Genomic DNA, 20,000 nt, shown 5'->3' with positions numbered 1-20,000 from the left:
AAAAGAGGGTTTATATGGCTTTTATTAAAGATGCCATCTCTTCCCTGCTGGGAACCGGCAGCGGTTCGTCCTGGAAATGGGCGGAACATTTGCGTCCGGCATCGTTCCGGGGTGTACCGTTTGCCGTCATATCCGGTGAGAGCGTATTTGGTCGTCGTCAGGCGGTGCATGAATACCCGTACCGTGATACAGCATGGATTGAGGATCTAGGACGCGCAACCCGCCGAATTACCCTGCGGGGTTTATCATTCAGGATAGCGTGGTTTATAACGCGCCAGATGTCATTACCCAGCGTAAAAATTTGGTTGCTGCCTGTGAAATGGGGTCAACAGGCACGCTGGTACATCCGACGCTGGGTGAACTGACGGTCAGTGTGACAGAAAGCGGGCTGCGCATGACGGAGAGTGCAGAATCCGGTCGGGTGTTTGAATTCACATTAACGGTGATTGAATCTGGCCTGAAATTTTTTGCGGTCACCAACAGCACCAAATCTGCGACCGCGGTCGGTCAGAATTGGCTGCGAACCTACACCACGATGTTAGCAAAATACGTCTCAATGGTGCGGGGTGAAATTCGCTCCGTGGTGCAGGGAATACGAATACGAATTATTAGACAGACTGCGGATCAATGGATAGGCATGGTGACCCGTTCGGTGGATGATGTCCCGCCGCCGCCCCCTCCGACACCTGAGGAGCTACAGCAACAGGCTGAGTATGAAAAACGGCAATTGTTGGATACAGCCAGAGTCAAAATTGATATTTATCAGGACGCCGTCGATTTAGACATGGCCACCGATGCCGAAAAATCCGCATTAACCGCCTGGCGCAAATACCGGGTGCTGCTCAATCGGGTGGATTGCGCTACCGCACCCGATATCCAGTGGCCGGAACAACCGAAATGAGTACAGGGGGCTGCGAGCTCCTCATGCTGAACCCTGTGACATCCCCGAAGGCTGTCGCTTAGATGTCCGTGTCCAGATGCCGGAAGATTCGGTGTGGAATGTGGGGCAGGGGGGACTGGTGACTGAACGGGCTGTTTTGGTATAAAATAATTATCGACTATAGATTTCGTCCTACAAAGGCACTTCTTTCTGGTGACGGTATATGAAGTTTATTATTTATATATTTCTTTTAAAATCAAGTAAATAAACATCAAGTAAATAATTGAATGGGAATGATTTAAAGCTTCCCCAAGCCTCACCAAATCATCATGATTTTCTAATTACAGCCCTGATTTCAGGGCTTTTTTGTCTTTATATCTCACTAAATCACATCATATACTCTAGTGTTTTTCCAATCGCGTTGGGCACTTTCTTGAAGACACAAGAGAAGACAATAAAACTGATCCGCCAACAAAGTGGTTTATATCTGAAACTGATTACGGTGTTCAATTAAAGGTGGTTTTTATTTATTATCCGGAAAAAGGGGTAGCCATAAGAACGGCCTATGCACCTAACGAAGATGAATTGAGAATTTACAGAAAATACGGTCTAGGAACAGAGAAATGAGCAAATATACTGATAAGCGAACAAACCTGATAGCTTCTACTGATGAAGCATGGGATAACGGTGAGCTTGGTCGCAGTGAAGCTCACGTCAAAGTGTCTGATGATATAACAGATGAACTGATTAATGAGGCATTGGATTTGCCACCAATTTCAATCAGGTTGAATAAATCTCTGATTGAAGACCTGAAAATGATAGCTGACCTTAATGGTTTGGGCTATCAGCCGTTAATCAGGCAAGTTTTAAATCGTTTTGCCAATAGTGAGAAAAAACGGATACTAACAGAAGCTCACAACAAGATGATGAAAAGTGAAAAAAGAAAATCAGCAAATAAGCGCCACAAGGCAGCTTGACTGAAGCAATAACTAATCTAACCCGCTTCGGCGGGTTTTTCTATTTTAATGCCGTTTAACTGCGTTTTTTACATCTAAAAACGAGGTGCTCTATGTTTGGAATGCCGGAACTACCCAAAAAGATGCGCTGTGGCGCTATGCGTTGATCACACGGCTGAGCCCTCGATATCGTGGCCTGTGCATTGGCTAATAAACTCGCCCGGATAGTTTGGGCTATCACGACACAACACACGGTATTTGAAGCCTGAATCTGGCATGTTGTGAACAAATTTAAAACGTTACTCAACAGGTTTTGCGAAGACTGCTAATTGATGACATGAACGGGCCTATCGGCCTGATGATAAACCTAAAAAGGAAAATGGTTCTTTGAAGCCGAGTGCATTTTAAGGTTCATCAGGCGCAGGCATTCTTGCCTACATTGACGCCAGATAGATTTAAGCAAGTCAATCATTCACTCTTCATTGAGCAAAGAGTGTGATTTCTTTCACGCTTTATGCTCGAATAGGATAAAACTAGGAAATATTCTTGGTTCAACTAAGACCATAGCTCAAGCCAATCTTCCTTTAGTTTTCTAAACTGGCCAGATAATAACTATATCTGCGAAACTATATTTACGAAAACTATAACTACGAAAACTTTTGCTTTCTTGCGATTTGCCTTTTTTATTTTCACCTGCTTCAAAAAGGCTCTTTTCTCGTGGTTATCTAAGGATTTCAAATGCTTAAGATTCTAGAACAAATTCGTAAGCCAACACTGGATCTGCCAGTGGAAGTACGACGTAAAATGTGGTTCAAACCCTTTATGCAGTCGTATTTGGTGGTTTTTATTGGCTATATGGCTATGTATTTGGTACGTAAAAACTTTAACATAGCCCAAAACGATATGATCTCGACTTATGGTCTGTCGATGACGCAGCTTGGGTTGATAGGATTAGGTTTTTCTATTACTTATGGGATTGGTAAAACCGCTGTTGCTTATTATGCCGATGGCAAAAATACCAAACAATTCCTGCCATTTATGCTGATCCTGTCTGGTATTGCCATGTTAGGGTTTAGCATGAGTATGGGAAATTCCGGCATCAGCATTTTCCTGATGGTGGCATTTTATGCATTGAGTGGCTTTTTCCAAAGTATTGGTGGACCTGCCAGTTATTCCACTATTACGAAATGGACTCCCCGTAACAAACGTGGAACCTACCTGGGTTTGTGGAATATGTCACATAATGTAGGGGGTGCTGGTGCTGCTGGGGTTGCACTCTTTGGTGCCAATTATTTCTTTGATGGTCATGTAATAGGGATGTTTGTTTTCCCTTCGATTATCGCCCTGATCATTGGTTTTATTGGATTGCGTTATGGTAGCGATTCTCCAGAAAGTTATGGTTTGGGTAAGGTAGAAGAGTTATTTGATGAACCTGTCAGCGAAGAAGATATCGCGGCAGAAGAAAATCAGATGACTAAACGTGAGATCTTTGTTGAATATGTATTAAAAAACAAAGTCATTTGGCTGCTTTGTTTTGCCAATATCTTCCTTTATATCGTGCGTATTGGTATTGACCAATGGTCAACCGTGTATGCCTATCAGGAATTGGGACAATCAAAAGAAACCGCCATCACGGGTTTTACCATGTTCGAAATAGGAGCGCTGGTTGGCACATTAATGTGGGGGTATTTGTCAGATTTGGCGAATGGACGTCGTGCCCTGGTTGCCTGTGTCTCGTTAGGGTTGATTATTGTCTGCCTTGAATTCTATCAACATGCAACCAGTGAATACATGTACTTGGGCTCCCTGTTTGTGCTTGGTTTTCTGGTATTTGGTCCACAGTTGTTGATTGGTGTGGCTGCTGTTGGCTTTGTACCGAAAAAAGCGATCAGTGTGGCTGATGGTGTTAAAGGAACATTTGCTTATTTAATCGGTGACAGCTTTGCCAAGCTTGGGTTGGGGATGATTGCTGATGGCGTGCCTGTCTTTGGTTTAACGGGTTGGAAAGGGACATTTGTTGCTCTGGATACCTCAGCATTTGTATGCCTTACCTTGCTTGCTTTTGTGGCTATTGCGGAAGAGAGAAAGATTCGAAAAGCGAAGAAAGCACATTAAGCCAAATTAAAAATTTACTGATGCTGCTGTATATCCGCAGTAGCATCTTTCCATCACTTTTTGCCTTAATATCCCCCTATTTTCTATCTATGACGTACTATTGCGAAGCAATATTAATAAGGGTAGTTTAGTCCGATGCTTAATTCGATAATAAATGATGATGATTAAAGTAGCATTAGTTGATGATCATGTTGTTGTACGTTCAGGATTCGCTCAGTTGCTGAACTTAGAGCCTGATATTGAAGTCGTGGGGGAGTTCAGTTCATGTGCTGAAGCCAGACAAGGATTACCGGGATTGGGTGCAACGGTTTGTATTCTTGATATTTCAATGAAAGATGAAAGCGGGCTTTCACTGCTGAAAGATCTCCCCTCAGGCATTACCTGTATTATGCTGAGTGTTCATGATTCTGCCACAATGGTAGAAAATGCCTTGAAAGCAGGTGCGCGTGGTTATCTCAGTAAACGTTGCAGCCCAGATGAACTGATTCAAGCGGTGCGAACTACCGCCAATAATGGTTGTTATCTTACACCGGATATTGTACTTAATTTAACGTCATCAAAGAGCAATCCGTCTTCATTGGAATACCTGACCAGACGAGAACGACAAGTTGGAGAGATGTTGGCGAGTGGTATGGATGTTAAAGCCATCGCGGCTGAATTAGGTTTAAGCCATAAAACCGTACATGTCCATCGTGCCAATGCGATGAGTAAATTAGGGGTAACGAATAACGTTGGTTTGGCGAATTATTTTGCCACTAGTGATCTTTAATGCGTCAATATCTGATTAATTCATTTTGCGGCGGGTTACTGTTTTCTTGTTGGTGGTTCTGCTTATGGGTCATCGCCTACTATTTTGTCAATGACTCTGAACTGGCGATCCTATTTTTTCCTTTTGCTTTGCGCCTTGGCATTACTCTCCATACTCCCAAGCGTTATTGGACGACTATTTACGGCGCAGAGTGGGGGCTTACCCTCTGTTTGACGCTCCTAATGGGGCAGCTACAATGGCTGACCGTATTAACTGCCAGCATGACCAGTTTTCCTCTTGTTTGGTTTGCCAGTCGCTACTATTGTGGCAGTCAATGGCAGCGATTTGCAGTTATGGCCGGTATCATTCTGACAACATCCATGATTAATGTGGCGGCGATCAGTAATCATAATTCTGCTTTGAGTATTGCCTTTTTGGTGAGTTTAACCGGTGGTGTCATGTTAGTTCCTTTGTGCTATTTAGTATGGCACTACCTGTTCCAAAATATTTGGTTTCCCCTGACTGCTAATCTTGTATCACATCGTATTCAGTTTCATTTGAAACACATTATTCTTTATAGTTCATTGTTTATAATGAATATTTTCCTTCAAGTTGGTTTGCCGAATGAGTTACGTTATTTTGCCCCATTTTGTTTGGCCATTCCTATTATCTTGCTGGCTTTTCGCTACGGCTGGCAAGGCGCTGTGGTTGGCACTTTGCTAAACAGTATTGCTTTGATTGCCGCACGCAATGGTGTCTCGAATAATAGTGTTTCGAATATCGAGATAACGGATCTTTTGTTATCATTGCTGGCTCAAACGTTAACGGGGATCATGCTGGGGATGGCGGTGCAGCGTCAGCGTGACCTTAATGCACAGTTAAAGCGCCAACTTCATTGTAATCACAGCTTGTCTCGTCAATTGGTGAAAGCAGAAGAGTCGGTAAGGCGGGAAATTGCCCGTGAACTGCATGATGAAATTGGTCAGAACATTACCGCTATTCGTACGCAGGCCAATATTATCCAGCGGGTAGAAGTGGCACCGATTAGCGCTAATTGCGCGAAAACGATCGAATCGTTATCCCTCAATGTCTATGATACAACTAAAGGCTTACTTAGTCGGCTACGGCCTAAAATTCTTGATGACCTCGGTTTGAAAGAGGCTATTGAGCAATTATTGCGGGATATGGAATTTGAGTCCTATGGCATATTGGTAGAAGTTTATTGGGAAACGGGTTTAGCTATGGCAATTGAGCAGCTAAGTGACACCACCCAAATTACGTTATATCGTCTTTGCCAGGAAGCGCTGAACAATGCCATGAAATATTCTCAAGCGGATCGTATTGAATTACATTTTTCCATCAACGGGATGATCCATTTATTGGTCAGGGATAATGGTATTGGTTGTAAATCTGAGGATCATATGAAAGGGTTTGGCTTACGTGGTATGCGGGAGCGTGTGCAGGCACTGGGTGGAACATTCTCGATTCACAGTGAAAAACGACAAGGTGATTCGACATCTTCGGGGACGGATTTGTCTATCATCTTGCCTAAACTTTAAGATACGGTCATGACAGCGTCTTCCCAATCCAGGCAGATACATGACGAGCCGCTATCTGCTGAAGAGATCCGGCAACAGTATCGCTACTGGCGGTTGCATATCATGCTGAGTCTCTATGTGGGATATGCGCTATTTTACTTTACCCGTAAAAGTTTCAATTATGCGATGCCTGCCATGATAACCGATCTTGGCCTTGATAAAGGAGACATTGGCCTGATTGGAACTCTGTTTTATATCACTTATGGTTGTTCCAAATTTCTTTCCGGTATTATCTCTGATCGTTCCAATCCGCGTTATTTCATGGGAATCGGGTTAATTGCGACAGGGATCATTAATATCTTTTTTGGTCTGTCCAGCTCGATTGTGATGTTTACCTTTTTGTGGATATTAAATGCGTGGTTTCAGGGCTGGGGTTCGCCGCCCTGTGCCAAATTGCTCACCAGTTGGTATTCTCGCTCAGAGCGTGGTTTTTGGTGGTCTCTATGGAATACATCACACCATATAGGCAGTGCTTTGGTTGCGTTGTTTATCGGTTTCTTAACATTACATTTTAGCTGGCGAGAAGGGTTTATTGTGCCGGGCTGTTTAGGTATTTTGGCTGGGATATTTTTATGTTGGCGGTTACGTGACAAGCCTGCAACAATGGGGTTACCGACCATTGGCCAATTTCGTAATGATTATTTAGAAAAGGTACAAGAAAATCAAGGGCAAGGGCTAACCACCAAAGAAATACTGAGAACCTATGTTTTTGGCAATAAATATATTTGGTTGCTTTCACTGAGTTACGTTTTGGTCTATCTCGTCCGTACGGTTATTAACGATTGGGGAAACCTCTATCTGACAGAATATCATCATTATGATTTAGTGAGTGCGAATGCTGTATTATCACTTTTTGAAGTGGGGGGATTCATGGGTTCGCTGGTGGCGGGCTGGGGATCGGATCGCGTGTTTGGCGGTAATCGTGGGCCGATGAATTTGATATTTGCGATGGGTATTTTCTTATCGGTGGCTGCCTTATGGTTGATGCCTATGACTGATTTGATTTTTCAATCCATTGGCTTTTTCGCCATCGGTTTTTTTGTTTTTGGTCCACAATTGTTGATTGGTATGGCTGCGGCGGAATGTTCCCATAAAGATTCAGCGGGGGCGGCGACGGGGTTTGTCGGCCTTTTTGCTTATACTGGTGCTGCATTGGCTGGCTATCCTTTTGCCATTATTTTAAAATATTATCATTGGAAGGGGTTATTTATTACTATTTCTGTTTGTGCAGTAATGATAGGTTTATTATTACTGCCATTCCTGCAAGCCCAGTTTCCCAGGCAGAAAATGCAGGATTAATGGGTGGGTTATAACTTATTAAGAAGGTGCATGTCGATTACACCATTCTTCCCTGGTTATTTCCCAGAACTCACAAGCATATTTTCCTGAAACATACTCTTTTTCTTCCACTTTTATCAGCCTTTCACCTTGTGCTAATGAGATTTTTTTCGAACCGTGGTTAATACTGGCTTTTTGTGTTCTAAGAACGGATTTCCCCAGTACGTGAAACCAATAATCAGTCACTTTCTCACAGGCTTCGCGCATCAATCCTTGGCCTTGATGCTCCAGGGAAAGCCAGAATCCTCGGTTATTATCTTGCCGGTCATGTAACCCGATCACTCCGATGAGTTCATCGGGATGTTTTTTTATCCGAATAGACCATAGCCAGGCTTTTTCTGATTGTATGGCGGGAAAAGCCACCTTTTTAACAAAGTATTCTGCACCATCATTAGGATAAGGCCAGGGGACTGCGCTACTATCTAAATATTTGACAACATCCCAATGAGGAAATTTTTGCTGAATTTGAATAGCGTCGTCATAAGCGAGTTTTTTTAATAGAAGCCGTTTGGTCTCTAGATTATCGTATGGCATATCACCCCTCCTACTTGTAATAAAAATGTTATTCAATGGTAAAAATAAATAGGGTATTGAGAGTAGTCAATATAATTTCTTTAATGCAGTCAGATAGTGGAGTGTCACGTTTAAATTTCAAAAGCATGGAGTTCAAAAACGTATATATCAAAAATATGGTATATTACACCCCTGATTTTCCCTATCCGTCGGAATGTTATGTCTTATCAATGTCCTTTATGTCACACACCTTTACTGTTTGCTAACCATCAATGGCGTTGCGAAAACAATCACCAGTTTGATTGTGCAAAAGAAGGGTACGTTAATTTACTGCCCGTTCAGCATAAACGCTCAAAAGAGCCTGGGGATAGTGTGGAGATGATGCAAGCGAGAAGGGCATTTTTGCACTCAGGCCATTATCAGGCCCTGCAACAAAAAACGGTTGAGTTGCTTGATGAATATTTACCAGAAGACGCTGAAACGTTGCTGGATATTGGTTGTGGTGAAGGTTATTACACCGCTGCGGTTCAAGAACAGCTGAATCTTCAGCGGAAATTTGCAGTGTTTGGATTGGATGTGGCTAAAGTCGCAATTCGTTATGGTGCCAGGCGTTATCCCGATGTTAATTTCTGTGTAGCGTCCAGCCATCGGCTACCATTTGCGAACAGTTCATTGGATAGTATTTTACGGATCTATGCCCCTTGCAAGGCAACAGAATTGGCTCGAGTGGTGAAAATAGGGGGTATTGTCCTGACGGTAACGCCAGGGCCTCGTCACTTGTATCAATTGAAAGAACTTATTTATCAGGAAGTGCATTTACATTCTGAAAATCAGGAACAATGGGAAGAATTTGAATTAATTTCAACCGAAACGCTGGCCTATACCATGTCATTAAAGGGTGAACAAGCGCATAATTTATTGCAGATGACCCCTTTTGCCTGGCGGGCATCAGAAGAAGTTAAAACGCATTTGATATCGAGAGAACAGTTTGCTTGTGAAGCAGATTTTACGTTAAAAATATATCGACGTATTTGATAATAAAATAATTGCTGTCATCTTATAAACCCTATAAGTATGATGACAAGGGAACAAATCTCAGGAATATAACGTACTATACCAATCTAACTTCAAGATACGTGTGATTTCTCCCCGCTTTGCGGGGAGAAATAAGATTTCATATCGTGTTGTAAATTGCAACTTGAAGTTTAATGCGTATATATATCCGGAGTAAATTGAGTTAATAAAATGACAACGTTAAATAATAACCTTATTCCGCATACCAGAATAATTTAAGGTGCTCGAATAATATATTGAAGCCAATGGAAATTAAGACCAATCCTCCAACCAACTCGGCTCTTTTACCCAATAACGGACCAATATAATGACCAATTAACATGCCTAATGTGGCCATAATCATGGTCATCAGGCCAATTGTCATGGCTGTGTGGAGAATATCAACTTGTAAGAAGGCAAGGCCGACACCTATTGCCATAGCATCCAGACTGGTTGCAATTGCAGTGAGAACCAATGCCGCTGAACTATGGCGTTGAGGAGTAGTTTGATAAGAAGTTTCAGGTTCACGTTTGAAGCTATCAATTATCATGCGGCAGCCAAGGATCAGGAGCAAGAAAAAGGCAATCCAATGATCCCATTCCATAATATATTGGCTGGCATACAGGCCCAATGACCAACCGATTAAAGGCGTACAGGCTTCAACCAAACCAAAGATGATACCTGTACGGATGGCCTCACGAAAATGAGGTCGGTGAAGAGCGGCCCCTTTTCCTACAGCAGCGGCAAAAGCATCCATGGAAAGAGCAAGCGCGAGAATAAGTGTTGCATAGAGATTCATTAAAATAGCCTCGGTTGGGTGATTCCATACACACACAACACACCCCCAACCAACGGCGCTGTTATGTGTCTATGGTCTTGCCAACCGATTTATTCCCGTATCTTTCAAGCTGCGGCTTTGTCAATTGTCACTTGAAATATACCGGGAATATAAGAACCTGAATATTATTAGGTTCTTTAGGTATTCGTACCACGTTTTATTTTAAACGAGTATGTTGATACGAATTTTCCAGAGATTTTCTGGAACAGGCTACTCCCCAATGACTGCGACGGACAATATCATATTAAGAATAAAAGGCAAAAAATATTTTGCCATAATTTTAAATTTTAAAATGATAATGATTATCGTTATCTATATCTGTTTTAGGAGGGAAATAAGACCAATATGAATTATTGATCTTATTTAGTCGAATCTGCCAAGTGTAATCATCTGTTGTTAACCAGAAATTGATAAATTTTTTCTAAGTCATCCAGCTTTGTGACAGATACATATATTTTGTTTTTCCCTAAATCCATCATCAGAATGCCGTCTTCAGATAAATTCATTGCGTTAATGCTTTCATAAGAAAAGAAACGGTTGGCATAATAAAAACCCTGTTTTTTGAATATTAGTTTTGGTGAGCGAATATAACCTAAATATAATGTCACCAGGATGATAAATGTTAATAAATAGGTCGTGAACTGACTGCCATGTGATGTGACATTATTGTAAATAATAATAGCAATCAAAATGATAAATATCAGCGCATCAAGCCGCTGTTTTCTTTTGAGTTTGATATTTAACAGCGTTTTTCCTTTGAGCTGATTGATAATAAATTCATCATAAATCGCAAAAGCGAGCATTAATACAATTAAAACGATTAGAATAATATCATTCAAACTCATTTTTAATCCCTATTTTCTCACAAAGAAAGGGGAGGCAAAACCTCCCCCGAATATTCAAGTCATGCAGGAATATCAGTTTTAACCGAGGAAACCAAAACGGAAACCGACGATCCCCAGCACGAAAAAGCCGATGATAATCCATAACGGATTGACTTTCTTCCGCAGTAGCCACATACAGCCAAATGTTAACAACAATGGCATGAGGCCAGGCATTAACTGGTCAAGGATGGTTTGAACTGTCGTCACTTTCATCTCACCCGTGATTGGATCAGGCACTTCAGAAACCACGAGCGGAATATTCACTTTGGTCCATTTGTTGACGAGGGCACCCATGACAAATAAGCCGAGAATTGACGCGCCTTCCGTCATTTTCTGCAAGAAGCCACCCCCCATATCTTTAACGATATCCAATCCTTTTTTGTAGCCATAAGCGACACCCAAATAACGGGTAAGTAATCGCACAAAATTAAACAGGATGAAAAACAGAACAGGACCTAACAGACTGCCACTCATGGCAATACCTGCCCCCAGAGCGGCAAATACCGGACGAACAGTGCCCCAGAAAATAGGATCACCTACCCCCGCTAAAGGTCCCATCAAACCCACTTTGATACCGTTGATAGCCCCGTCATCAATGTCAGCGCCATTGGCCCGCTGCTCCTCCATTGCCATGGTGACACCAAGAATAGGCGCTGCAACATAAGGATGGGTATTAAAAAATTCCATATGCCGTTTGAGAGCTTGCTTCCTTTCTTCGGTATTCTCCGGGTACAGACGACGAATGGCAGGTATCATTGAGAAGCAGAAACCGAGCGCCTGCATACGTTCAAAGTTCCACGACCCTTGAAATAGGTTAGAACGGAGGAATACACCACGAATATCGCTTTGTGTCAGCTTTTTCTGACCCATATTTGTTTCTGACATGTTGTTCATCCTCTTAATCTAATTCGTTATCAAGGTCGTTTGGGGTATTGCCAGCAGGGGTGGCTGCCTGTGATTGATTGTATTTTGGGCTAAGCTGGATATACAGGATTGCCATAACAATACCAATCACACCTAATGCCACAAGGTTGAAGTTAGTGAAGGCCGCTGTGACGAAACCAAGGTAGAAAAACGGCATCAGATAACCTGCGCGCATCATGTTAATCACCATTGCATAACCGACAACCACGATCATACCACCGGCGATATTCAGACCGCTGGTGACCACTTGTGGAATGGAATTCAACATATACTGAACTTCAGAAGTTCCTACAGATACCGCAACAATCAGGGCAGGGATGGCAATTCGCATAGCCTGGAGTAGCAAAGCTGAAACGTGAATGACACTAATTGCGCGAAGATTGCCGTTTTCTGCTGCTTTGTCGGCTGCGTGTTGGAAACCCACAGTCAAGGTGCGAACAATGATAGTCAGAACCTGGCCCGCTGCTGCCAGTGGAATAGCCAGTGCGATACCGGCACCGACATCTTGTCCACCGGCGATAACCAGGATGGTTGAAATGATGGAAGCCAATGCTGCATCGGGGGCGACTGCTGCACCGATATTCATCCAGCCAAGGGCAATCATTTCCAGTGTACCGCCGATGATAATGCCGGTTTTCATATCGCCAAGCACTAAACCGACTAATGTACAAGCAACTAATGGACGGTGGAATTGAAATTCATCAAGAATTGACTCCATACCTGCGATACAGGCAACGATGAATATCAACACAAGTTGAACAACGGTAATTTCCATTGTTTTTCTCCTGTAACCAAATGTAATTTGGTAAGAATTTTGTTATTAAGTAATGGTTAATAAAATGACATCTGTTCTTATGGTTAAACTTTTTTCAGCAGATCCATCATGTTCAAACGAGTATCACTGGCAACTTTACGGGCTTCAAGTTCTATGCCACGCGAGTTCAGTTTTTCAAAGGCTTCAATGTCAGTCTTATCAACGGAAATTGCGTTGTTGATCTGGGTTTTTCCTTGACGGAAAGCCATGCCACCGATGTTGATGGATTCGATAGCGACGCCACCTTCGACAATACGCAGAACATCTGTTGGATTGGTGAAGAGCAACATAACGCGTTCGTTAGCATATTTGGGGTTGTTATAAACCCGAACGCACTTGGCAACGTCTATGACATGTGCGCTAACACCGGGAGGTGCAACTTGTTTCAACAGGGTAGAGCGAACCGTATCTTGGGCAACTTCATCACTGACGACAATGATACGCTTGACGTTAGTTTCCTTAGTCCAACGGGTAGCAACTTGGCCGTGGATAAGGCGATCATCAATACGCGCGAGGGCAATCTTCATATGGCCGCCCGCAGAGGTTGATGAGGCTGAAATGGCTGAAACAGGCGCAGCGGGTTTCACGGGTTCAGGTTTGGCAGGCTCTTCATCTTGTTTTGCTTTAAGGGCTCGAATGCCTTCTTTGCCGGTTTCCAATGCAACAGCAACCAGCTCTTCCATGGTTGGATCATCGTCACGACACATGAAAGCTTCAACCAGCATCGGAACATTGACACCGGTAACGATCTCATAGTTGTCTTTATCAATCACAATACGGTTTGCGGCATTGAATGGACTGCCGCCCCAGGTATCGACGAAAAACAGTACGCCTTGTTCTGTATCAAGCGATTCCAGCTTTTGGTTGTATTTCTCGAATAACGTATCAGCATTTTCACCGGGCACAAAGTCGATATAAGAAACATTTTCTTGTTCCCCAATCAACATCTCTGTGGTACGAAGCAGCTGTTCCGCCGCAGCCCCGTGTGTGCCAATCATAATGGCTATACTCACTTGTTTTCCCCTTTCTATAACAATTGAACTCAGACTACTGCAAGCTCACACTCAATATTTCTAATGTATTTAACTTCCTATCAATCAACAGGATGGTCGTGAACATAAAACTGTCATGGTTTTATATTTTGTTACATAAGTAAATATATAGTTAGAATATCATTTGCAGCCTTCAAGAAAATTGCTATCAGTCAGAAAAATTAAGATAGGCTATTTTGATAGGTTAAAACGGAATTTTATTCTGTAAAAAAGTATAAATTTATTTTAAAATTCCATAAATTGCATATAATATAGTGTTTATTTTTGTTTCCGGTAACATTTTCTTAATTTTCTTATAAAAAAATTGTGATGTTTTTACCGTAAAATGGAAAATAATGTACTTTAGTAACTCGTTTCAGCCAAAAAAATATCCCTACCGAATGGCAGGGATACTATTTCAGCTAAAATCTAAATGTAGAAAAAACAGGCAATAACATTGCTCGCTGTGTAATAAATGAGCAATATTTTATATTAGTCACATTGAACTTTTATCGCCAAACCACCGCGTGAAGTTTCACGGTATTTTGCGTTCATATCTTTGCCCGTTTCATACATGGTCTCAATAACTTTATCGAGAGAAACACGAGGTTCACTGGTACGGCGAAGTGCCATACGGGCAGCATTGATCGCTTTAACGGAAGCAATAGCATTACGTTCAATGCAAGGAACTTGCACCTGGCCTGCAACGGGGTCACAAGTCAGACCAAGGTTATGCTCCATGCCAATCTCTGCTGCAATGCAAACCTGTTCAGGGCTTGCGCCAAATAATTCGGCAATGCCAGCTGCTGCCATAGAACAAGCAACCCCAACCTCACCCTGGCAGCCAACTTCCGCACCAGAAATAGAGGCATTCATCTTATATAAGATACCAATTGCACCTGAAGCTAGGAAATAGCGGGTGTATAGTTCCGCTGTCACAGGCTCAATGCAATGGTTGTAATAGGCCAAAACAGCAGGGACAATACCACATGCCCCATTGGTTGGAGCGGTAACAACACGGCCACCCGCTGCATTTTCTTCATTGACGGCCAATGCAAACATATTGATTAAATCAACAACATTCATCGGGTCATTAGACAATTTGTTTGATGATGTCAGCATACGCTGCAATGCGGCGGCACGACGAGGAACACGCAATGGGCCAGGCAAAACACCTTCTGTATTCAGGCCACGCTTAATACAAGCTTGCATCGTTGCCCAGACATCGGCGAAATACTCAGCAATTTCTTCTTTGCTGTGTAAATCCAATTCATTTTTCATCATCAAGCCAGAAACAGACAAACCGGTTTTATTACAGTTCATCAACAGCTCAGCCGCAGAGTTGTAAGGGTAAGAAACCGGTTTGGAATCTTGGGATGGCTTGCCAAAATGTTCTTCATCAATAATAAAACCACCACCGATGGAGTAGTAGGTTTTGCTGTAAATTTTTTCGTCACCTGCGAACGCATGAATTTGCATGCCGTTTTCGTGCAGTGATAAGTTATCGCTACGGAAGTTCATACCGCCATTGCGAGGAAAATCGACTTCGTGTAAACCATTTGCCAGCGGCAAACGTTCAGTTTGCTCAACATCACGAATAAAACCTGGAATTGAATCAATATCAACAGTTGCGGGCATGTTACCTGCCAGGCCCATGATGATAGCGATATCCGTATGGTGACCTTTCCCGGTTAATGAAAGTGAGCCGTATACATCAACAGCTACACGCGTGATAGAGGACATTACCCCCTGGTTTACAAGATCATCGACAAATTGTTTGCCTGCTTTCATAGGACCAACAGTATGAGAGCTGGATGGGCCAATACCCACCTTAAACATGTCGAAAACGCTAATCACGCCAGACTCCTTTAAAGAAGAAAGAGATATAGTTATTTATATAAAGCGCGCTACTTTACTGTTATTTGGTAGTGTTGATAAAGGAGTTTACAGTTTTTTTTTAATTATAATAGCAATTGATATGATTATGGATAAGTAATGCACAGTTTTATGGCGTTCTGTGGTCAATTCAGAACGTTTTTTGCACTTGCTGTGCTAAACGATAAATAATGGCTGCGGTCAATCCCCAAATCATATGCTTTTGGTGCCAATAAAAATAGACTCGGCGTTGTTGATTACGGCGTTTTATATCCAGATACCGATAATGGGGAAGAGAAAGTGCATCAAGCAGCGGGATTTCAAAAATGTTTGCGACTTCTGCTGGGTTGGTGCGAAAAGAGATGGGTTCGGCAATAAGCCCAATTACCGGAGTGACACGATAACCCCCAATGCTATCCAAGGGGGCTAATTGCCCCAGTATTTGCACTTTATTTTGTGGCAGGCTGACTTCTTCTTCTGCCTCACGCAAGGCAGTGGCAATCAGGGAAGTGTCTTGCGGATCTGCCGCTCCGCCCGGAAAAGCAATTTGTCCGGCGTGGGAGCGGAGGCTTGCGGAGCGTTGAGTGAGTAACAGCGTTGGTTCTGGCTTGCATATAATCGGTAATAATACCGCCGCATTCCGTTGGTTGCTGGCTAAATGTGCTGGCCGTGCAGGAAGCTGCAATTGAAACCGATGAATGAAGTCAGAGAGCGATGTCATGATAGAGCGAGTTCCCCTAATTGAGGTAAGATCCGTCCAAGTTTATCAAATGTTTCCTGATATTCTTTTTCAGCGATGCTATCTGCGATGATACCACCACCTGCCCAACAGTAAATTTTTCCTTTTTCTGTCAGTAAGGTACGAATAGTAATATTACTGTCCATTGTACCGCAGAAACTAATATAGCCAACAGCACCACAATATCCATGTCTGCGATGTGGTTCCAACTCTTCAATGATTTCCATGGCACGGATTTTAGGAGCACCGGTAATTGAGCCGCCAGGAAAACAGGCACGCAGTAAATCTGTGGCATGATATGTGTCAGGCAAGGTTGCTGTGATGGTGCTGACCAGATGGTGTACGGCCGGAAAAGGTTCAACAACAAATAATTCAGGGACTTTGACCGAGCCTGGCGTGGCAACTCGCCCAATATCATTTCTCAACAAGTCAACAATCATCAGGTTTTCCGCACGATCTTTGCGTGAGTTTGCTAATTTTTCTGCTTGTAATTGATCCTCTTCGGGGTCTTGCAATCGGGGCCGCGTTCCCTTTATTGGGCGTGTCTGAATGTGGTGATCTTTCAAAAGGATAAAACGTTCAGGTGAAACGCTGATAATGCAGTGTTCAGGTAAGCGGATAAAGGCAGAAAAGGGAGCTTGGTTACTTTCATTGAGCTGGATAAATGCCTGCCATTCATCTCCCTTATAAGTAGCATGGAACCGTTGGGATAAATTGACTTGATAGCAATCCCCTTCGCGCAGGTAGCGGTGGATATGAGCAATTTTTTCGTGGTATTGCTGTGCTGTCATATTGGATTGCCACGGACTTGTCAGGGAAAATCCTTCTTTCCTGTGTTCTCGCAGAGACTCTAACCATGTTAGCCGTTCGTCAATATTGTGGTAGCTTAGTAACGTCACTTTCTGTAACTGATGATCAATAATTAATCCCCAATCGTAGATCCCCATAGCCATATCAGGAAAGCTCAGTTCATGAGTGGTTAATTCAGGTAACTTTTCGATACGTCGTCCGAGATCGTATCCCCATATCCCTAATGCTCCTCCTTGAAAAGGGAGGTCTGGATCAAATTGAGCCTCAATACCCCAGGCGTGAAGATGGTTTTTTAATAGCTGGAAGGGATCTTCTTTGGAAAGAGAAACCTGACCATTGCAATTAATTTCGGTAGAGGCTCCTTGGGTGACAAGGGTTGTCACAGGTTCAGCGACGATAATATCAAATCGATTATGCGGATGTTCGGCGGTTCCAGAATGTAACAGCATGGCCCAGGGTAATGCAGAAAGGGGGGCGAAATAGTGAATGGCGAGATCAGGAGAATACGGTAATTGTCGTTTTTGTAATGCAATTTTCATGACGGAATCAATATTGGTGTTTAGCAATCCACAAGGAATAACATGTTAATCTACGGAGATTATCATACAATCTCGCTCCTGACTTGAGATAAAACAGGCTATAATCGCCGTTTGCCATTAAGTGCTATGTTTTGTTTGAGGTTATAACGATGTTTTCAGGTATGCCAGCATTATCCCATGAAGAGCAGCAAGCGGCCGTAGAGAGGATCCATCAGCTTATTTCCGAAGGAATGGGCAGCGGAGAAGCCATTGCTATTGTTGCTCAGGAATTACGCGAAAAGCACCAGAACCATGAGCAGATCCCTGTTTTATTTGAAGATGATGAAAACTAGTCGCAACGCATTTTTAACAAAACTCACATAATTACTTTCTACTACATGTTAATTTATCGCAACTTTTAATCCATACTGTTTGAGTGGTAAGTAGGAGGGTAACATGAAAGAAAGGCAATTTATTCGTCGTATTGGTTTATTGAGTGCAGGTGTTCTGTTTTCTGTTTCGTTTATTGCAACCGCTGCTGATAATGAGCATGTGGCGAAATTTATTTCTTGTAAAAATTTAACCAAAGATCAAGTAGCGGCACAGGTTAAGCAAGATTTTTTACAAAATCGTATTAATCACTGGGATGAAGACAGAAAGCAATTAGGCACTGCAAAACCGATTGCGTGGGTAAATGTCAATGATATTACGGGTGATAAGGACGCATTGCAGGTTCCTCTGATCGTCCGAGGTACGAAAAAAGATAAAAGTTACAACGTCATAATTGATTGTCATCAAGAAACTATCAGTTATAGTGAAATAAAGTGAATAATTTGTCATGCTATCTTTTCTTTAAATATGTACGGGATACTGGGAAAGTATCCCGTTTTGTTTAAACAGTGAGAGGGCTTTATGACGGAACAACGGAAACTCTATCCCGCTTATGATGCATATCAAACAGGATATCTGGATACGGGAGATGGACACCAGATTTATTGGGAATTGTGCGGTAACCCAAAAGGTAAACCCGCTGTATTCATACATGGTGGTCCTGGTGGTGGGATAGCAAACTATCATCGTCAGTTATTCGATCCTGAACGCTATCATATTATGTTATTTGATCAGCGTGGCTGTGGGCGTTCTAAGCCCCATGCTAGCCTGGAAAATAATACAACATGGCATTTGATAGAGGATCTTGAACGGCTGCGTAATCTAATGGGCGTTGAGAAGTGGCTGGTTTTTGGTGGCTCATGGGGATCAACACTGTCTTTGGCCTATGCTGAAAAACACCCGAATAGCGTGTCAGAATTAGTGCTAAGAGGGATTTTCTTGCTCCGTCCACAAGAGTTGCACTGGTATTATCAAGAAGGCGCTTCTCGTTTTTTCCCGGAAAAATGGGAACGTACCTTGTCGATCCTGTCAGAAGAAGAGCGTAAAGATGTCATCGCCGCCTATAACAAACGGCTGACCAGTGAAGATTTGCAAGTACAGTTGGAAGCTGCACGTTTATGGAGCCTTTGGGAAGGAGAAACGGTAACGTTGCTGCCTTCTGCAAGTTCAGCTTCTTTTGCTGAAGATAATTTTGCCTTGGCGTTTGCTCGTATTGAAAACCATTACTTTATCAATAATGGTTTTATGGATGAAACTCAGCAATTACTGGATCATATTGATGTGATCAGACATATCCCCGCGGTGATTATCCATGGTCGCTATGATATGGCATGTCAGATACGAAATGCGTGGGATTTGGCAAAAGCGTGGCCGGAAGCGGAATTGCACATTGTGGAAGGTGCTGGTCATTCTTTTGATGAAGCCGGTATTTTACACCAACTCATCAAGGCAACTGATAAATTTGTTGGAAAATAGATTAGCTGGAATAAGATAACCACCACTTTGCGGATGGTTATCTTTTCTCATTACATTCCCTCAGCGGCTTTTAGGCTCATAAGGCAGGCGTGACAGTAATCTTGATTGCTGGCGGTAGTGCTGTAAGCGTTGTTGGAAATATTCCCGCAGATGTGCTGGTTGTGATTGTTCAACAGTGTCAGGAATAACAGGCATGTTATAACGTTCTTTGAAAGAAACACCGGATGCTGCTAAATCAACATTGACCTTATCCATCTCATCTTTAGATAATTTTGCTAAGTTATGTTCCATTTTGGCCTCTCTGAAAACTCATTTTTAATTTCTCTAACAGAAAATTAATAGACTCTTTTTTGTTTAGCAAGTTGTTTGAAAAGGGCAAAAATGCACCTTATAAACATAAATAATATCAATTCTCATTTTTATTAAAAATGTTTTTTTTGAATAAAAAATTAATTAAATAAAACTGATTCTTATTTTCTGATATTTAATGAGATTTATTC

Annotated in this window: 21 protein-coding genes and 1 riboswitch; of the genes, 11 read left to right on the top strand and 10 right to left on the bottom strand. The window is 42.4% G+C overall.

What is annotated here, in order from left to right:
• Positions 1-14: 14 nt before the first annotated feature.
• The 7 genes from IQ209_RS02095 to IQ209_RS02065 all read left to right on the top strand — a co-directional run bounded on the left by IQ209_RS02095 (position 15) and on the right by IQ209_RS02065 (position 7,596).
• Positions 15-365, top strand: a complete 351-nt coding sequence (locus tag IQ209_RS02095; RefSeq protein ID WP_193848842.1) for a DNA circularization N-terminal domain-containing protein — start codon at positions 15-17, stop codon at positions 363-365.
• Positions 260-901, top strand: coding sequence for a tail fiber assembly protein (locus IQ209_RS18555; RefSeq protein ID WP_339378871.1), 642 nt, complete (start codon positions 260-262; stop codon positions 899-901). The genes IQ209_RS02095 and IQ209_RS18555 overlap by 106 nt, the downstream gene beginning before the upstream one ends.
• A gap of 602 nt (positions 902-1,503) precedes the next feature.
• On the top strand, positions 1,504-1,857 hold the full coding sequence (locus tag IQ209_RS02085; RefSeq protein ID WP_193848539.1) for a hypothetical protein: 354 nt from the start codon (positions 1,504-1,506) through the stop codon (positions 1,855-1,857).
• 717 nt (positions 1,858-2,574) lie between these two features.
• Positions 2,575-3,951, top strand: a complete 1,377-nt coding sequence (gene uhpT / locus IQ209_RS02080; protein ID WP_193848537.1) for a hexose-6-phosphate:phosphate antiporter — start codon at positions 2,575-2,577, stop codon at positions 3,949-3,951.
• A 160-nt stretch (positions 3,952-4,111) separates the two neighbouring features.
• Positions 4,112-4,720: a transcriptional regulator UhpA gene (gene uhpA, locus IQ209_RS02075; RefSeq protein WP_193848817.1), complete on the top strand. Its 609-nt coding sequence runs from the start codon at positions 4,112-4,114 to the stop codon at positions 4,718-4,720.
• Positions 4,720-6,258 carry a signal transduction histidine-protein kinase/phosphatase UhpB gene (uhpB, locus tag IQ209_RS02070; protein WP_193848535.1) on the top strand — a complete coding sequence of 513 codons (1,539 nt, stop codon included), beginning with the start codon at positions 4,720-4,722 and terminating at the stop codon, positions 6,256-6,258. The genes uhpA and uhpB overlap by 1 nt, the downstream gene beginning before the upstream one ends.
• Before the next feature lie 9 nt (positions 6,259-6,267).
• Positions 6,268-7,596, top strand: a complete 1,329-nt coding sequence (locus IQ209_RS02065) for an MFS transporter (protein ID WP_193848533.1) — start codon at positions 6,268-6,270, stop codon at positions 7,594-7,596.
• Positions 7,597-7,614: 18 nt separating this feature from the next.
• Here the strand turns inward: IQ209_RS02065 and IQ209_RS02060 are convergent, their stop codons facing one another.
• Positions 7,615-8,169, bottom strand: a complete 555-nt coding sequence (locus IQ209_RS02060) for a GNAT family N-acetyltransferase (protein WP_193848531.1) — start codon at positions 8,167-8,169, stop codon at positions 7,615-7,617.
• A gap of 198 nt (positions 8,170-8,367) precedes the next feature.
• Between IQ209_RS02060 and rlmA the strand changes: the two genes are divergently transcribed.
• A complete protein-coding gene (rlmA, locus tag IQ209_RS02055) occupies positions 8,368-9,183 on the top strand; it encodes a 23S rRNA (guanine(745)-N(1))-methyltransferase (RefSeq protein ID WP_193848528.1) in 816 nt (271 codons plus the stop codon).
• A gap of 232 nt (positions 9,184-9,415) precedes the next feature.
• On the opposite strand, the gene mntP is transcribed toward rlmA, so the two are convergent.
• The 8 genes from mntP to pabB all read right to left on the bottom strand — a co-directional run bounded on the left by mntP (position 9,416) and on the right by pabB (position 17,655).
• A complete protein-coding gene (mntP, locus tag IQ209_RS02050) occupies positions 9,416-10,000 on the bottom strand; it encodes a manganese efflux pump MntP (RefSeq protein WP_193848526.1) in 585 nt (194 codons plus the stop codon).
• Between the two features lie 155 nt (positions 10,001-10,155).
• Positions 10,156-10,272: riboswitch (yybP-ykoY riboswitch) on the bottom strand.
• 153 nt (positions 10,273-10,425) lie between these two features.
• Positions 10,426-10,884: a DUF986 family protein gene (locus IQ209_RS02045; RefSeq protein WP_193848525.1), complete on the bottom strand. Its 459-nt coding sequence runs from the start codon at positions 10,882-10,884 to the stop codon at positions 10,426-10,428.
• Between the two features lie 78 nt (positions 10,885-10,962).
• Positions 10,963-11,808: a PTS mannose transporter subunit IID gene (locus IQ209_RS02040; protein WP_370588380.1), complete on the bottom strand. Its 846-nt coding sequence runs from the start codon at positions 11,806-11,808 to the stop codon at positions 10,963-10,965.
• 13 nt (positions 11,809-11,821) lie between these two features.
• Positions 11,822-12,622: a PTS mannose/fructose/sorbose transporter subunit IIC gene (locus IQ209_RS02035; RefSeq protein ID WP_193848521.1), complete on the bottom strand. Its 801-nt coding sequence runs from the start codon at positions 12,620-12,622 to the stop codon at positions 11,822-11,824.
• A gap of 83 nt (positions 12,623-12,705) precedes the next feature.
• Positions 12,706-13,674: a PTS mannose transporter subunit IIAB gene (manX, locus tag IQ209_RS02030; protein ID WP_193848519.1), complete on the bottom strand. Its 969-nt coding sequence runs from the start codon at positions 13,672-13,674 to the stop codon at positions 12,706-12,708.
• A 510-nt stretch (positions 13,675-14,184) separates the two neighbouring features.
• Entirely contained in the window at positions 14,185-15,549 is a 1,365-nt protein-coding gene (locus tag IQ209_RS02025; protein ID WP_193848517.1) for an L-serine ammonia-lyase, read from the bottom strand.
• 169 nt (positions 15,550-15,718) lie between these two features.
• Positions 15,719-16,288, bottom strand: a complete 570-nt coding sequence (locus IQ209_RS02020; RefSeq protein ID WP_193848515.1) for a CoA pyrophosphatase — start codon at positions 16,286-16,288, stop codon at positions 15,719-15,721.
• Positions 16,285-17,655, bottom strand: a complete 1,371-nt coding sequence (pabB, locus tag IQ209_RS02015) for an aminodeoxychorismate synthase component 1 (RefSeq protein ID WP_193848513.1) — start codon at positions 17,653-17,655, stop codon at positions 16,285-16,287. The genes IQ209_RS02020 and pabB overlap by 4 nt, the downstream gene beginning before the upstream one ends.
• 149 nt (positions 17,656-17,804) lie before the next feature.
• On the opposite strand from pabB, the gene IQ209_RS02010 reads away from it, so the two are divergent.
• The 3 genes from IQ209_RS02010 (at position 17,805) to pip (ending at position 19,500) form a co-directional block, all read left to right on the top strand.
• Complete coding sequence (locus IQ209_RS02010; RefSeq protein WP_193848511.1) at positions 17,805-17,987, top strand: YoaH family protein; 183 nt, start codon at positions 17,805-17,807, stop codon at positions 17,985-17,987.
• Positions 17,988-18,090: 103 nt separating this feature from the next.
• Positions 18,091-18,462, top strand: a complete 372-nt coding sequence (gene yebF / locus IQ209_RS02005) for a protein YebF (RefSeq protein ID WP_193848509.1) — start codon at positions 18,091-18,093, stop codon at positions 18,460-18,462.
• A gap of 84 nt (positions 18,463-18,546) precedes the next feature.
• Positions 18,547-19,500, top strand: coding sequence for a prolyl aminopeptidase (gene pip, locus IQ209_RS02000; protein ID WP_193848507.1), 954 nt, complete (start codon positions 18,547-18,549; stop codon positions 19,498-19,500).
• 60 nt (positions 19,501-19,560) lie between these two features.
• Here pip and IQ209_RS01995 read toward each other — a convergent pair whose 3' ends face one another.
• Positions 19,561-19,791, bottom strand: a complete 231-nt coding sequence (locus IQ209_RS01995; RefSeq protein WP_193848505.1) for a DNA polymerase III subunit theta — start codon at positions 19,789-19,791, stop codon at positions 19,561-19,563.
• Between the last annotated feature and the right edge of the window lie 209 nt (positions 19,792-20,000).

Source organism: Xenorhabdus sp. BG5 (genome assembly GCF_015163665.1).
Taxonomy (GTDB): Bacteria; Pseudomonadota; Gammaproteobacteria; order Enterobacterales; family Enterobacteriaceae; genus Xenorhabdus.
This window is presented reverse-complemented; position numbering and strand designations above follow the sequence as displayed.